The organism is Sulfuracidifex tepidarius (assembly GCF_008326425.1).
GTDB lineage: Archaea > Thermoproteota > Thermoprotei_A > Sulfolobales > Sulfolobaceae > Sulfuracidifex > Sulfuracidifex tepidarius.
Genome location: NZ_AP018929.1, coordinates 770,603 through 784,945 on the forward strand (window position 1 = coordinate 770,603; position 14,343 = coordinate 784,945).

14 protein-coding genes are annotated in these 14,343 nt (G+C 44.9%); 7 read left to right on the forward strand and 7 right to left on the reverse strand.

From position 1 onward, the window contains the following. The first annotated feature begins 50 nt into the window (after positions 1–50). The gene (gene acnA / locus IC007_RS03500; RefSeq protein ID WP_084739735.1) at positions 51–2,531 is read left to right on the forward strand and encodes an aconitate hydratase AcnA; all 2,481 of its coding nucleotides are present in this window, start codon (positions 51–53) and stop codon (positions 2,529–2,531) included. A 78-nt stretch (positions 2,532–2,609) separates the two neighbouring features. Next, positions 2,610–3,176 (forward strand): hypothetical protein, encoded by a 567-nt coding sequence (locus IC007_RS03505; protein ID WP_054845904.1) that lies wholly within the window; start codon positions 2,610–2,612, stop codon positions 3,174–3,176. Here IC007_RS03505 and IC007_RS03510 read toward each other — a convergent pair. The 3 genes from IC007_RS03510 to IC007_RS03520 all read right to left on the reverse strand — a co-directional run bounded on the left by IC007_RS03510 (position 3,129) and on the right by IC007_RS03520 (position 5,919). Further along, positions 3,129–4,274 (reverse strand): vWA domain-containing protein, encoded by a 1,146-nt coding sequence (locus tag IC007_RS03510; RefSeq protein WP_149528370.1) that lies wholly within the window; start codon positions 4,272–4,274, stop codon positions 3,129–3,131. The genes IC007_RS03505 and IC007_RS03510 overlap by 48 nt on opposite strands. Next, positions 4,271–5,125: a metallophosphoesterase gene (locus IC007_RS03515; protein WP_370685230.1), complete on the reverse strand. Its 855-nt coding sequence runs from the start codon at positions 5,123–5,125 to the stop codon at positions 4,271–4,273. The genes IC007_RS03510 and IC007_RS03515 overlap by 4 nt, the downstream gene beginning before the upstream one ends. 104 nt (positions 5,126–5,229) lie before the next feature. Beyond that, positions 5,230–5,919, reverse strand: a complete 690-nt coding sequence (locus IC007_RS03520) for an FHA domain-containing protein (protein ID WP_054845903.1) — start codon at positions 5,917–5,919, stop codon at positions 5,230–5,232. A gap of 62 nt (positions 5,920–5,981) precedes the next feature. On the opposite strand from IC007_RS03520, the gene IC007_RS03525 reads away from it, so the two are divergent. The 5 genes from IC007_RS03525 to IC007_RS03545 all read left to right on the forward strand — a co-directional run bounded on the left by IC007_RS03525 (position 5,982) and on the right by IC007_RS03545 (position 10,507). Then, positions 5,982–7,061 carry a VWA domain-containing protein gene (locus tag IC007_RS03525; RefSeq protein ID WP_054845902.1) on the forward strand — a complete coding sequence of 360 codons (1,080 nt, stop codon included), beginning with the start codon at positions 5,982–5,984 and terminating at the stop codon, positions 7,059–7,061. Between the two features lie 291 nt (positions 7,062–7,352). Beyond that, positions 7,353–8,264, forward strand: coding sequence for a tRNA (adenine(9)-N1)-methyltransferase Trm10 (gene trm10 / locus IC007_RS03530; protein ID WP_054845901.1), 912 nt, complete (start codon positions 7,353–7,355; stop codon positions 8,262–8,264). 223 nt (positions 8,265–8,487) lie between these two features. Beyond that, a complete protein-coding gene (locus IC007_RS03535; protein WP_149528371.1) occupies positions 8,488–8,844 on the forward strand; it encodes a NifB/NifX family molybdenum-iron cluster-binding protein in 357 nt (118 codons plus the stop codon). A gap of 48 nt (positions 8,845–8,892) precedes the next feature. Then, positions 8,893–9,642, forward strand: a complete 750-nt coding sequence (locus tag IC007_RS03540; protein WP_149528372.1) for an ATP-binding protein — start codon at positions 8,893–8,895, stop codon at positions 9,640–9,642. Positions 9,643–9,784: 142 nt separating this feature from the next. Continuing rightward, on the forward strand, positions 9,785–10,507 hold the full coding sequence (locus IC007_RS03545) for an HAD family hydrolase (RefSeq protein ID WP_084739731.1): 723 nt from the start codon (positions 9,785–9,787) through the stop codon (positions 10,505–10,507). On the opposite strand, the gene IC007_RS03550 is transcribed toward IC007_RS03545, so the two are convergent. From IC007_RS03550 to IC007_RS03565, 4 genes are read right to left on the reverse strand one after another with little or no spacing between them, the layout of a single operon-like run. Continuing rightward, on the reverse strand, positions 10,479–11,255 hold the full coding sequence (locus IC007_RS03550) for an ABC transporter ATP-binding protein (RefSeq protein ID WP_149528373.1): 777 nt from the start codon (positions 11,253–11,255) through the stop codon (positions 10,479–10,481). The two genes, IC007_RS03545 and IC007_RS03550, sit on opposite strands and share 29 nt — an antisense overlap. Before the next feature lie 5 nt (positions 11,256–11,260). Beyond that, positions 11,261–12,124, reverse strand: a complete 864-nt coding sequence (locus tag IC007_RS03555) for an ABC transporter ATP-binding protein (RefSeq protein WP_162204984.1) — start codon at positions 12,122–12,124, stop codon at positions 11,261–11,263. After that, the gene (locus IC007_RS03560) at positions 12,102–12,875 is read right to left on the reverse strand and encodes a hypothetical protein (RefSeq protein ID WP_054845898.1); all 774 of its coding nucleotides are present in this window, start codon (positions 12,873–12,875) and stop codon (positions 12,102–12,104) included. Before IC007_RS03560 ends, IC007_RS03555 begins: the two co-directional genes overlap by 23 nt. Continuing rightward, positions 12,872–14,116: an ABC transporter permease subunit gene (locus tag IC007_RS03565; RefSeq protein ID WP_054845897.1), complete on the reverse strand. Its 1,245-nt coding sequence runs from the start codon at positions 14,114–14,116 to the stop codon at positions 12,872–12,874. The genes IC007_RS03560 and IC007_RS03565 overlap by 4 nt, the downstream gene beginning before the upstream one ends. Positions 14,117–14,343: the final 227 nt, after the last annotated feature.

Here is a 14,343-nt window from a genome sequence, read left to right on the forward strand (position 1 = left end):
TATTTTCCCTTCTATAATCGCTTTTAAGCCAGCAACGACAAAGAGAACTCGTGAACACGAAGAAAATAGGAGATTTAAACTTCGTACAACTACCTGAGGAAACGAGGGACTTACCTTACAGTCTGAGAGTTCTAGCAGAAAACTCGCTCAGGAATGGATTTGACGACTCCGCTGAAAAGATATTGAATAGAAAAGTAGGGGAGGAGATAAGGTTTTTACCAACTAGGATAGTGATGCAGGATTACACTGGAGTTCCTTTGTTGGTAGACTTAGCGGAAATGAGAAGTGAGGCAGAGAGGAGAGGAAGCGATCCTCTCCTTGTAAACCCTAAGGTCAGATCTGACTTGGTTATAGACCACTCGGTACAAGTAGACTACTACGGTACTTCCTATGCACTAGAGATGAACATGAAGAAGGAATTTGAGAGGAACATGGAAAGGTATGGTTTCTTGAAGTGGGCACAGTCCTCCTTCACCAACCTGAGAGTAGTTCCTCCAGGGAACGGGATAATACATCAGGTAAATCTGGAGTTCTTATCCTCTGTTATAGACGTCAAGGACGGGATGGCTTTTCCAGAGGTAGTAATAGGGACAGACTCTCACACCACGATGATAGGGGGAATAGGAGTCCTTGGATGGGGTGTAGGTGGGTTAGAGGCTGAAGGAGTAATGTTGGGGGAACCTTACTATATGAACGTACCGGAGGTAGTAGGAGTTAAGATAGAGGGTAGCACTAGGGAAGGAGTCACCCCTACAGATGTGGTACTATTCCTGACAGAACTCCTCAGGGGGAAAGGGGTTGTAGGGAAGTTCGTGGAGTTCTTCGGGGACCTCTCATCACTTCCCGTGCCTGATAGGGCTACTATCTCAAACATGGCTCCAGAATACGGTGCTACTGTTGGGTATTTCCCGATAGACGGAAACACGCTGTCTTACCTCAGAGGAACTGCGAGGAATGCGGAGGTAGTGGAGAAAGTTTCAAAGGAAATGGGGATATTTTACTCCAACGAGCCGAGGTACGACAGGGTAATCGAGGTTGACCTTGGGGAAATTGAACCCGCTATAGCTGGGCCGAGGAACCCAGAGGAGAGAATCCCGTTGAAGAAAGTGAAGGAAAGCGTGAGCGGGTTATTAGGAGGAGCCAAGGGGAAGACAATAGACGACGGATCAGTAGTAATAGCTGCGATCACGAGTTGTACAAACACGTCTAATCCTTCAGTCATGATAGGTGCGGGGATCTTAGCCAAGAAAGCCGTTTCCTACGGCATGAGGCCTAAGCCTTACGTTAAGACCAGCATGGCGCCGGGTTCGCCAGTAGTTGTAAGTTATCTCTCCGACTCAGGTCTGTTACCTTATCTTGAGTCAATAGGTTTTCACGTGGTCGGTTTCGGATGTACTACGTGTATAGGAAACGCCGGGCCTTTACCTAAGGAGGTTGAGAACGACGTAAAGAACGGAGTTAGTGCATTCGCAGTGCTCAGCGGGAATAGAAACTTCGAAGGGAGAATAAATCCATACCTTAAGGGAGCGTTCCTTGCGTCTCCTGAACTAGTTGTAGCTTACTCCTTAGCTGGCAGGATGACTGTTGACCTAACAAGCGAGCCGATAGGGGTAGATCCCAACGGGAAGCCCGTATACCTGAAAGACATCTGGCCTTCCAATGCAGAAATTGCAGAGGTCTACAAGCTAGCCATGAGGCCAGAGATTTACGAGATGAGGAAAGAGGCAATATTCCACGGGGACGAAAACTGGGAGAAATTACACGTGAAAGGAGGGACAAGTTACAGTTGGGAGGCTTCGTCTTACATAGTAGAGCCACCTTGGTTCTCTGTGAGGCGCGATGTAAGGGATATCAAGAAGGGTAGAATCCTCTTACTTCTAGGAGACAAGGTTACCACGGATCACATATCTCCCGCAGGACCGATCCTGCCTGACTCTCCCGCAGGAAGGCTGCTGTCTTCTATGGGAGTTACAGAGCTTAACACTTACGGTGCGAGAAGGGGGAACCATGAAATCATGATGAGGGGAGGTTTCTCTAACCCTAAGTTGAGGAACTTCCTGGTGGACAGACAAGGAGGTTTCACCAAGCACTTCCCCGATGGAGAAGAGATGAGCGTTTACGACGCCGCAATGAGGTACATGAAGGAAGGAGTTGACACTGTCGTCGTTGCAGGTAAACAGTACGGAACCGGAAGCTCAAGGGATTGGGCTGCAAAGGTGACGTACCTCCTAGGCGTTAAGGCAGTCTTGGCGGAGAGTTTCGAGAGAATACACAGGAGCAACCTTGTCTTTATGGGAGTAGTTCCCATAGAGATACCTAACTGGAAGGACCTAGGTATAAGCGGTAAGGAAGAGGTAACCGTATCCGGCTTAAACCACATCAAGCCAAGGTCAGAAGTGGAAGTTACTTTCTCAGGAGAGAAGGAGATAACAGTGAAAGGCAAGGTCAGAGTTGACAATGAAGCTGAGCTCAACTATCTGAAGGAAGGAGGTATACTGTACTACGTGTTCGACAAGATGATTAAAAAGTGATTTTTTTAACGTCGTTATAAATTACAACTTTCCATTTCTCAAAGCAGAGTAACAAGGGGAAATTTGAAAAAAATTTATATGAACGAAAGGGTAATATATAATCTTGACATGAAGCTCCAAGGTTACAATATAACTTCTATTATGACCCCAGAGACTTACTTCGTGGTCTCGCAGCCGGATCTAGTGGAAGGCCGTGAACTTCCATCATTCGTCAGCATGGACTGCAACATGAATGAGATAAGGAGGATTACTTTCAGCGAGAGAAAGAAATCCTTTTATCCGTTCTATAAGTACTCCGTGGAAGTACACGGAATAGGGAGGATGGAGTCAATGAAGGGACTTGAGAGGATAGAAGTGAAGGTTAACAAGAGGTCCATAGAGATGACAGGTGAGAAAAGAAGAGATAACGCAAAGGTCATTTTCTCAATTCTCGACGTCCCTACCTTGACTTGGAGTGAGAACGATATAACCTCCTTCTTGAGGGAACAGTTCGGGGTCAGGCTGAAGAGAAAAGGTGAGAGAACATACCTTATAGAGAATTTGAATTACGTTAACGATAAGGTAAATGTGAAAGTAATAGATGTAGATTCTTGGCCTTTACCCCTCTCTCAGCTTTCTAGTAACCTCGCTGGAAACCTCCTTTGAGAGCCTTCTAGTCTGTTCTGTGGAACCTAGCCTCTTAGTTGTCTCCAACTCGTTAGATAGCCTCCTCGTTGTCTCTATGAATTCTATCCTCCTGGTCTGCTGGGCGACTTGGTTAAGCTGCGTAAGCGTTCTGGTTGCCTCAACTAACTCCTCTCCTTGTACTTCCTTCGCATATCTATTGAGAAGTTCGTAATAGCGATACTCCGATATGAGATCGTTGTTTACCCCTGAAATGAAGGTTTGCTGATTAGTAGCTGGAGAAACGTTAACTGGGGTTAGGAGCGCTTCGTGCTTCCCGCTAACTGGATCTTCGTACTGGACTTTCACAGTGAGGAAGGTACCGCTGTAGTTAGCAGGCATCTCAGTCTCACCTAGAATTTTAACTACGTTTTCTACAGCGTTTACCTTCACTGGTAATGAGGAATAGTTCAATAGCTTGGTTCCGCTCCCTTCAGTTACTATGTCAACGCTTACGTTCTTTGCGGCTATCTCAGTCACAGCCTTCTTAGGTAGTTTCTCCGCTATCTCGTTAGGCTCACTTATATGATAGAATAGACCATTCGTCTTGTCAGCAAGGGTCTTCAGAAGAACTTCATTGTAATCGTCACCGATGCCGAAAGCGACTATCTGAAGATCCCTCATGAATTGAATTGAAGAGAACACATCCACGTTTGTCTGATCTGTGGGGTTGCCGTCTGTCAGAAGGAGGACGTAGGTAGGCATCTCATGTGCCTTGGCTATCTTGTTTGCGTTCAATAAAGCAGTGTAAAGCGCTGTCTGACCTGAAGCTGTAATGGAAGAAAGGTCTTCCGCAGACTGAGGATCTACTGCTTCCTTTATAACCTTCACGGTATCAGAGAACGTAATGAAAGTTACCTTGTTTCCCTCCGGTATCCTCGAGAGGAGAGCTGACGCTCCTTGTTTGGCGACGTCTATCTTATAGCCAGTCATGGATCCGCTGGTGTCCAGGAGAACTATGTAGTGAAATCCCTTTGCGGTTCCCAATCTTTCAGGTACTAACATTACCTTGAACATATACCTCAATGGGGACGAAAAAGAGAACTTGTGACTTGTTTCTATCCTCATGGAAAGAGTCATGACATCTCACCTAAAATTTTCAATACGTGGAATCTCTTGTTCTCATCCATTATTAACACACCTGCCGATAGGTGATGATACCTGCTTGAAAAAACAGTTATTACTTTGCCATCCATTTCTACTGAGAAAGCATCCTTAACCTCATGAGCCCTTATTATCCCTTTTAAGCTATTGGAATTGAGGAAGTCCTCCACAGCCTTTTTGCCAAAATAGAACGTACCCTCCCCTCTCACGTTAGGTATGAAATCGTCTATGCACTCCCTCGGATCATTCCAAAGCAACTGCATGGCGACCGGGTTTGATGGTTCCACGTCTCCTCTGGGGAGTTCATTTATCTGACTCAAATTCTTCATTTGTGGAGCTATAGACTCGCTGCTTTCGTCCTTTGCTATCCCGCCGTGTACGCAGAAATATCCGTTCACTGACGCCGCGTAAGGCATGTATGAAAACAATCTCTGGAACTCCTCATAAGGGAAGTCCTTGGCTTTCTCGGAGAGTTCGTTGAAGAAACCGTAGTGGTAGTTAGTCAAAGGACTTTCATGGTTACCCCTGAGCACTACCATTTTCCCCTTTGACTCGTGATCCTCCAGCATTTCCCTCAAAATCAGCACTAAGTTCTCTAAGCTCATCTCTCCCCTGTCAACGTAATCACCGAGGAAGACTATTTTCCCCACGCTGTCGTCATGAAGGAAGTTGAGAAGAGTGTAGAGAGCCACGTCGAAGGCTCCGTGGGTATCTCCTACAAAGACTACCTTCTTGTCCGTCTCAATACTTCCTAGATAATTAGTCTGAGACTCGAAAATGGACGTGGACTCCTCCAAGAGTTTATGAAGTAAATCCTGATTTGAAATTATCTCTCTAACTGCATCTAAAGCTTTCTGTGATTCCTCTTCATGTTCCTTCAGGAAGGTTGATGTCTTGACTTCTTCTACCTCGGGCGTCAGGACTTCCTCCATTAATCCTTCACTACTTTTACCACTGTGTTGTTAGCAAGCTTCAGAACTGAGTTTGGCTGTATCTCAACTTTCCCCTTAACTGGTTGGAACATCTTTCCGTCGTATATGTATGTTCCGTTAGTACTGTTGAGGTCCTCTATCTCGAGCTTGCCGTTCTCGTAATAGATAATTGCATGTTTCCTGGATACTTCTGGATCTGGAATTACTATGACGTTCTCTGGACTCCTACCAAGAGATATTGAAGGGAAAACGTCAAATTCCAAGGGTATCTTGGTCTTGTTGAACTGAGGGTTCGGAGTGTTTATGAACTGAATGTAGTACTTTTGAGCTTCCTGTCCTGCCGGTGATGGCTCCTGAGGTGCTGAAACTTGCGCTGGCTCCGGCGAAGCTTCCAGTTGTGCAGGTTGTGTTGGAACTGTAGCAGGTTCGTTCTTCACTTCCTCAGCTTGCATTGAAGCTTCTGGTTGCCCTTGAGGTGCAACGCTTCCTGCTTGTGACGTCACCTGTACTGACGTGCTTCCGTCTTGCGATACTACTTGTTGCGCCTCTGCAGGTTGGGCAGTAGGTTCAGGGGTCGGCATTGACGTTGACTGTGTAGTCAAGGATTCAGGTTTCTTAGCTCCACACTTTGTACAAAAATTAGCGTCATCAAGGTTTTCGTTTCCACAAAATGGACATTTCCATGTCATGTTTGTATAATAGCTTGTAAAATACTTAAAAATTTCTGTCCATAGTATACTCCTAGATAACAATGGTAGTTTCTGTTAAGCTAACCCAGTCATACTCGATAGCTTACACCAATAAGCCGACCGAGTCAGGAGTTGTAATTTATATAATACCCGAATCAGTGACGACTTTGACCAATACCCACTTTGTGATAGCTATCGACAACAGCCCCTCGATGAAGGAGGACAACAAGCTAGACATCTCTATGCAGGCTGCACAGAACCTCTTGGCTAGTCTACCGCCTGGAAACCTGGTTACCATAATTTACTTTGCCAACCATCCCCACGTAGTTTACCAAGGGCCTACAGGCCAGCCTGTTACAATCGAGAGAAAATTTGAGGGTACAACCAGGCTTCATGAAGCACTCAGAGAAATAATCAAGATAACCTCGCAGAACAACACCGCAACTAAGGTAATTTTGCTGACAGATGGACAGCCGGTAGACAAGACAAATGTAAAGGATTATCAAGCTCTTCAGTTCCCCCCTTATGTTCAGTTCATATGCCTCGGTGTAGGTAGGGACTACAACGAAGTTATCCTTAAGACGATAGCGGACAAAACTGGAGGTCTTTTCTTCCACGTGGAGGATCCGAACTCTCTACCAGTTCTCTTTGAAAGCCAGAGAACTACGAACACAGCTGCATATAATGTGGAAGTGGAGACACCAAGGGACTTCACCCCGTTAAATTACAATTCACCTATAAGGCTCCCGGTGGTGGAAAACATGGTAGCTATTTACGGTACTTTACTTGTGCCTCCAGGGGATACTCCGTATACGGCAAAGTTCGTGGTAAGGTATGTAGAGCCTGCTGACGGACAGCAGAAGGAAATCACAAAGTTCTTAACTTTCAATAGAGGAAACGCTGAACAAGTCATGGGATCAGTAAATGGAAGGGTTCAAGCTGAGATAAGGTACTATAGGCTCCTCAGGGAATACGAACAGTCCCTAATGACAGGGAAGGCTGAGAGCACCCGTATAATTCAATCGTTACAGGAAGCCGCGGAGCAGACCAGGAGAGAGGACTTGATAGAATCTACTAGAAAGTTGAGTGGAGATTCCAAGGTAGACTTATCCGAGGTAACTAGGAAAATGAGGTCTCAGTGAAGTGGATCATCTTACTCCCTTTTTCTTATAAAATGAAAAAGGAGAAAGGATTAATTCATGTTTTTATAATCTTTTTTTGCAAAAAACTCTTTTCCTTATTTTTACCCTTCTCTGCTGTATGATTTACCCAACACCCGATCATCAGAGCTCACACAGGACTGTCTTTATTAAGTAAGCGTTTAATTTAGGATTAAAAGCAGATCAGTGAGCTTAAGATCTGAAGATCGAAGTGTCCTAAACGCCTCTGTCGTCTTATGCTTTTATTACCTGCTACGATCATCCAATCCTGACTTGAGCTTAGCCGAATACATGGCGGATTACTTGAAATCTGAGGGAATAGACTCCCTAGGGATTAAGGGTATCAAGAGATACAGTAAATCATTGCTTCACGACATCCTAGTTCACTGTTTAGTAAACGGATTTTCCATTAAGAGGGGAGAGTTCGTCGGCTCTCACCCTGTCCAAGAAATGGGGATAAGCCTTTATTATCTTTCCTCTTCAGGTGAACCTTTGCATTACGCCTTAGAGAAGGATAGTACGTGTAGCATTGATATCAAGCTACCCGAGTTCCCTAAGTTTTTAATTGACATGAACTTGTGGGGCTACTTGACTGAAGAGGAGAGGACAGACCTTGTTAGACAATTAGGTCTATCGATCTCCGTCATCAGGAGATACTACTGGGACGGAAACCTGAGGGTAGTCAATCCCCCTCAAGAATTGTTTCAATTATTGAGTCACATGTTCAAGGGATTCTCGTTCGTACTTGAAACCGAGGAGGGAATCCACGAAGGGATAGTCCTTGACCCTTATGGTGAATATGAGATTGATGAGACAACTATAAGGGAAGCTCAGACTTTCATCATAGGGGGAATAGTAGATAAAGGGAAGAGGTTTGACCGGGCTACGGAATTCCTCACAAGGGTCTCTGGATACTCTCACCTCAAGAGGTACAAGATAGCCCTCAGATCCTCCGTTATAGGCGTACCAGATAGGATAAACAAGATTCTCGAGATCCTACTCTTAGTGCGTTCTAGTTACTCTCTAGAGAAAGCTATCCTTGAAACGCAGAACAACTCTGATAAGATATCCAGAGCTAGGTTCGAGATCAATAAGGGAAGGGACATAGGCTGGCTAGGAATAAATCAGAAAATGCTTGAAAAATTGAGCAACAGTGACAAGAAATCCAATAAAAAGGAAGGTTAATTTTCTTATCTTATCGTCTCTAGAATTTTTAGTTCTTTTCTTACGCTACTAATCTCCTTACGCTAAGAGTTCCTACACTGAACCTCGTTCAACTTTTGTAACGAAGCAGGTCTAGGATAAGCAAGACCTAACACAGCAAGTTCATGGCTGTTCTATTCTTGGCGTTTCTCTTTTCTCAGTTCAAATAAGCAAATTTTATTTTAGGTCAAATCAATAGTCGTTCATGACTAAAGTAGCTCTACCTGTGACCGGAGACGAGGTTACCGGACCAGGAGAAGGAGAGAAGGTGAAGATTTTTGACGTTGAAAACGACCTTATCAAGTTAGTAGAGGAGTATCCTAATCCTGCCCTTCATGCAGTAGCAGCTAGGGGAGCTCACATGTTGAAGTCGGCCTTAGACAAGGGAGCTCAGGTCTTCTTGGTCACTGAAATGGGGCCCCCAGGAGTCAGGTTACTCCAGGGAAAGGCCAAGGCTTTCCTAGTCGAAGAAGGTACTAAAGTAGACGACGCAATTAGGCTCTTTAAGGAAGGAAAATTACAGGAGATAGTTGAGCCCACTCATACCGAAAGACACGGTTAAAATATCAAGGCAACTCCCTTTTAACTCAAACCTTTCAAACTTACACCCATGAACATGGGGACATTCTCGCTGAGTAAGGCTGACGTAGCCAGGAAGTGTGTAGCGATCCTTGGAATAAGAGGGTCTGGAAAGTCCAACACTTCGAAGGTAATGATAGAGGAAGCGATAAAGGAAGGTTTACCGGTCACCGTGATTGACCCTGACGCTGAATACGTGGATTTGGTCAATTCCATGGGCGGAGATATTGTAACAGGGAGTGACGATGCATCGCTTAGATCGGAAGTTCATCACAGGAAAGCTATCAGCTCTGTGATAGACATGAGCGAGTGGAACCAAGAGTCCTTCTCTTTCCTTTACAAGTACTTAACAAACATATGGGAAATGTCTAAGGATCGCAGGACGGATAGAATGATCGTTGTAGAGGAAGCCCATGAGTTCATACCCCAAGGGAAAGTATCAGGGATATCTGAAATTATAACTAGGCTAGCCCTCAGAGGAAGGAAAAGAGGCATAGGCATAATCCTCATAAGCCAGAGGTCTGCAAAGGTAAACAAGGACGTTCTGACTCAGAGCGAGATATATATGCTCCACAAAGTAGTACACCCAGCAGACTTGAAGGTCTATAAGGAAATCCTCCCTTGGAAACCAAAGGAAGTAGATTCAGTAGTCCCCTCGCTGGAAGTAGGTGAGGCTTTGTTCTACAAGGAAGGAAAGACGGAGAAGGTCAAAATTAGGCAAAGCACATATAACACGCTTCAGTTCAGCCAGTTCAGAGAAGACGCTACAAACATGATCTGATCACTGAAATTATTGTTGTGTCGTCCTTCCTTTCCTGAAGGCTGGACTGAGACAAATTTCAAACTTCTCTCTTTAAACTTTAGATTGTGTATATAGACTATTTAGAGAATGTTTATAAACATGGATACTTAAACTATGTTTGATGTTGAAGGCAGTCTTCGTAGACCTTGGAGAAACCTTGGTTGGCTTCAGACCGAGAACTTACGAAATCGTTGCTTCCGTGCTGAAAGATTACGGCTATAACATAAGCCCAGTGAAAGTTTATAGGGCTATGATGAGGAGCATGGGAAAGTTCAACTATCCTGACAATGAAGGTAGTAATCCCTTTGATTTGAGTGATTTCTCTTACGAGCTTGGAATAGTATCTAGAGAGGTAATCAAGGAGATAAGCGAGAAAGCCAAGTACGGCGACAGCCATTTCCTTTATGACGACGCTATCCCTTTCCTGGAGGGAGTTAAGTCCCTCGGTCTCAAGACGATCCTCGTATCGAACGCCACACCGAGAGCCAGAACTATAGTGATGGAATACGGATTGGACAGATACCTCGACTACATGATATTCTCATGTGACGTCGGACTCATAAAGCCGAACCCAAGGATATTTTCTCTAGCTATACAAAAGGGAGGTTTCCCCTCAGTCCACATTGGAGATATCTACGAAATGGACGTTTTAGGAGCTAGGAGGGCTTTCGTAAAGCCCATCCTGCTTGACAGGTTTGGACTTTACGCAGAGTTGAAAGAAAGTAAGGTGAGTAACCTCACGGAGGCTCTGAGGGAAATAGAGAGGGAGAATTCGGACTTGGACAAGGCGATACCTACTACTACAACAGCAAGGACTACTTCCCTTCAAAATACCAACACTTGACCCTATTCTCACCTACTCTGAACGTCTTGGGCTTCTCGAGGATGCATTTCCTCCTTAACTTTCTATCGGTTTTTGAAAGCTCACAAGAGTCATGAAATGCACAACCGACTTCGGAGAAAACGACTGGACACCTAACTCGGGCTCTTTCCCCTCTTCTTCCTGTATCCATTACAGAGTCCATTAGAACCTTGCTGTAAGGGTGATAAAACTCCTTATTTCCATCGCTTTCCTCCATTACTTCGCCATTAGCTCCAACGAACACCTTGTCGCAGAACCCCACGTATTTGAAGGAAGACATGAAAACCAGTGAATCCCTTCCTATCTTCCTCAGGATTTTATGTATCTGCTTCATTACGAAGATCTTGAGCGGATCGTCTACCTTTGATAAAAGGTCTCCCACAATGGCTAGCTTCACGTCTCCCAGGAAGAGTGTCGAGACATACACTATTGCTAATTCAGACGTTTCAATTTCGGTGAGCTTTCTCGACGGATCCACTCCAGATATCAGGATTGACTTATTAACTTGATCTGAGGTCCCGCCGACTCTCGTAGCTATCCTCTTGAGGAACTCCTCTACTGTAGTAGGGGGCCTCTCTCTGGTATTTGATGGTATGTACCTTATTGTAGCTCTAGGGATCTCATTTCCGTACTGATCTGTGACCTTGACTTCAGATTGGACTATTCTCTCGTTTCCCTCTCCAAAGAAACAAGAGATACCGTCTAACTTGAGTTGACCGTAGTAGATCATGTGTCTCACCAAGGGTAGAGGTGACATCTGACGAAGGAGCGACCTACATTGGCTCCTTTAGGTATCTCCTCCTTACATCTGAAGGACGAGAAAGGGCAGGATGAACTGAACTTACATCCCCTCCCCGGTAAAGAAGGTCTCAAGTAACCTCCTAAGTAGGCTTGAGTGTAAGGATGTAGAGGAAAGGACAGGACTTCCTCTCCCTCTTCGATTATTTCTCCCTTGTAAAGTACGACTGTGTAGTCCGCTAGTCTGGAGATCACAGCCGGGTCGTTGTCTAACACGACGAAGGAGGAATCTGTCACGGACTCCATGTCCAGAAGGGAATTCAGGATAACATTCACTTGCACATCGTTCAGTCCACATCCAATGTCCTCTACGAATATAACCTCAGGGTTCAGGAAGCTCGCTAGGGCTATCTCTACCTTCTTAGCTTCCATAGGGTTAAGCTGAAAAGTGTATTTGTCTAAGACTGATGTCTCTAAACCCAGCAACTTAACGTACTCCAAGGCTAGTTCCTCAGCGTAGTGCTCGTCCCCTAGACCATGAGACATAACTATCTCCACAAAGTGTGATTTTATATCATATAATTCACTGAAGAGCGTGTATGGATCTGATGGGATTTCGCTCAACTTTATCCACAAGTAATCCTTGAACTCCTCAGAGGTAACCGACAGCACATCTTCACCGTTAATGTAGAAATGTCCTGTAGAGTTGACCAGCCTCATGGAAGCCTTAACCAAGTACTCCTTGTTGCTGTTTCCTTCTCCCAGAATCCCAACGTTACCGTCTATCTGCCTCAGGGAGAAGCACTCCAACTTATCCTTCACAGTTAAACAGTCGTATTCAATCATTTCTCTGAGCACCACTAACCATCAAGTAGAGTCCTATAAGGAATATAGCCCTGAAAATAGAAGGTATAAGGAATATCCACCAAGCATAAAGTATACCGTTCAACCTGCCCGTCACCAGTATCGTGGTAAGGGTAGGGAAGTTTGGATCTCCGACCCCTAGGACTCCCATCAAAGTGTAAACGCTTGCCCCGTCAACCATTCCGTTCAAGAAGCTGATCAAAGTAGTCTTCCTTATTTTCGTCAGGGATAGCTTGAACTTTTCCATGAACGTTTCATAGAATTGAGGAAATGAGTACGTCGAAGGAGTGACCAACTCTCCTATTTGTCTCGCCAAGTTCCCCCAGCCTGTAAAAGAAATTATTAAAATGGAAAATATTATCGGTGTAGCTAGCACGTAACCGCGAGGATGGCCGAAGAAGAGGGCTAAGGAAAGTACAAGCGGACCGCGAGGGATTATAGTTATTGCGTCTGGTATCCTAGCTAACATATGCCTCATCTTACCCTTCATGAGACCTACTAACATTCCGTAAGGCAAACCAACAACTATCTCAATGAAACCTACCGCTATAGCAACTATCAGGGTGTTCAGGAGGGCTAAAGCGTTCTCGTTTATCATGTTGTCCCCGTTTATGTAAGTACCTAAAGGGTAGCTTAATGAAGGGGATGAGAGCGGAGATCCAGAGGGTAAGCTCACCACTGAGAAAAAGAAGGACAACACAAGCGAGACCGAAGTAATGATTGCACCCGCCTTGAATGTCAAGTTCATCTTCTCACCCTCACCCTAGGGTCAAACAAACCGTAAACCAGATCAGAGATCAGGTTAGATACTGCTATTATTACAGTATAGAGTAGAAAAATACCCTCCAAGACAAGGTAGTCCCCGTGAACTACTGCTTCCCAGCTCAGGAACCCTATTCCGGGTACTGCGAAGGTCACTTCGGTGAAGAAGTCTGAGAGAAGGAACTCTGAGAAGATAGATGAAATGGAGTTGAGGAGGACGACCCCTATCCTCCCGAAAACGTGACGGTAAAGCAAGACCTCAGATGAGAGCCCCTTTATTTCGTATTTGACGTTCTCGGTAGACCTGAACTTTGAGACTACGTCATACATTCTGTTAGCAGTTATCCCTATGGTTGGGATAACTAGAGACGTTACCGGAAGCACAAGATACATGAACAAGGGAGACCCTACACCTCCGCTGGGAAACAGAGGTATACCGTAGTGAAACGCGTATATCAATGATAACCCTATGACCCAGGAGGCCAAGGAGCTTCCCACGTATTTCCATTCCCTGAATAATGTGGACGGTGTAGATAAGTTCCTCATCGCTATTGCGCTACCAGCGAAAACAGAGAAAGGCATTGAAATTCCGAGCAAAAGGGAAGTATATCCTAAAGACGTTAAGAGGAGGGAATCGACGCTCACCAGATAGTGCGTGCTTATTCCCCCGTTGAATGTGAAGATCCTGAAGAGCGAATGAAACACATTGTTCCCGTGCAGGACTTCTAAAATCAGTATGACAACCACTGTGATTGTTATCACGAGGACTAGGTTAGTCAACCTCTTCATCACGTAAACGCTCAATGAACCGCTGGGACTTCTGCTCTCAGCTAACTTCCCTATAGCCTTGTACTGAACTAAGTAGAGAAGAGTCTTCAGTCCCAAAAGGGTTCCGAAGAAGACTGCGAACATGGCGTAAACTGAAAGGTAAGCGTAAGGCTGAACGTACCCCTCAATAGAGTAAACATAGAAAGACGTCGAATTCAGCTTTACCGGACCTATCTGAGAAACGTTCTCCTTTTCCCCGTTTACGAAAAGTACTGGATGTGGAAGACCATGTGTCAGTACAGACCAATATCTGTACTGCCAATCTGAAGGGGGAAACGCACAGCTGCCGTATCCGTAGTTTACATCCTTATAAGGTTCGGAAATAATTGAAACATAGGAAAAAAGAATTCCAGAAAAGAGGAAGGCCAAGCTTATGGCCGCTAGAATGTAAGGGTTCATTTGCTTTGAGAGAAATTAAACGGGTAAAGTATAAGTTTATCCATGCATGAATCATCCTCTCTTTTAAAAAATAGAAATAAAAGCTCCTGAGATGGCGCCAACACAAGCTTTCTTTATCTCAACATGTTTTGAACCTGAAACGCGTCGAGAAGAAACTCGTTGAACAGAGGCTTTGTTAACTACTCTAGTCCAGCCTAGGTTAGTAACTTGTTGAAGACCAGTACTCT

Bases quoted from the DNA above. Each gene is read 5' to 3' on its own strand.
- IC007_RS03505 (WP_054845904.1), top strand. From the start codon at position 2,610: ATGAACGAAAGGGTAATATATAATCTTGACATGAAGCTCCAAGGTTAC.
- IC007_RS03510 (WP_149528370.1), bottom strand. From the start codon at position 4,274: ATGACTCTTTCCATGAGGATAGAAACAAGTCACAAGTTCTCTTTTTCG.
- IC007_RS03520 (WP_054845903.1), bottom strand. From the start codon at position 5,919: ATGACATGGAAATGTCCATTTTGTGGAAACGAAAACCTTGATGACGCT.
- IC007_RS03525 (WP_054845902.1), top strand. From the start codon at position 5,982: ATGGTAGTTTCTGTTAAGCTAACCCAGTCATACTCGATAGCTTACACC.
- IC007_RS03535 (WP_149528371.1), top strand. From the start codon at position 8,488: ATGACTAAAGTAGCTCTACCTGTGACCGGAGACGAGGTTACCGGACCA.
- IC007_RS03540 (WP_149528372.1), top strand. From the start codon at position 8,893: ATGAACATGGGGACATTCTCGCTGAGTAAGGCTGACGTAGCCAGGAAG.
- IC007_RS03545 (WP_084739731.1), top strand. From the start codon at position 9,785: ATGTTGAAGGCAGTCTTCGTAGACCTTGGAGAAACCTTGGTTGGCTTC.
- IC007_RS03550 (WP_149528373.1), bottom strand. From the start codon at position 11,255: ATGATCTACTACGGTCAACTCAAGTTAGACGGTATCTCTTGTTTCTTT.
- IC007_RS03560 (WP_054845898.1), bottom strand. From the start codon at position 12,875: ATGAACTTGACATTCAAGGCGGGTGCAATCATTACTTCGGTCTCGCTT.
- IC007_RS03565 (WP_054845897.1), bottom strand. From the start codon at position 14,116: ATGAACCCTTACATTCTAGCGGCCATAAGCTTGGCCTTCCTCTTTTCT.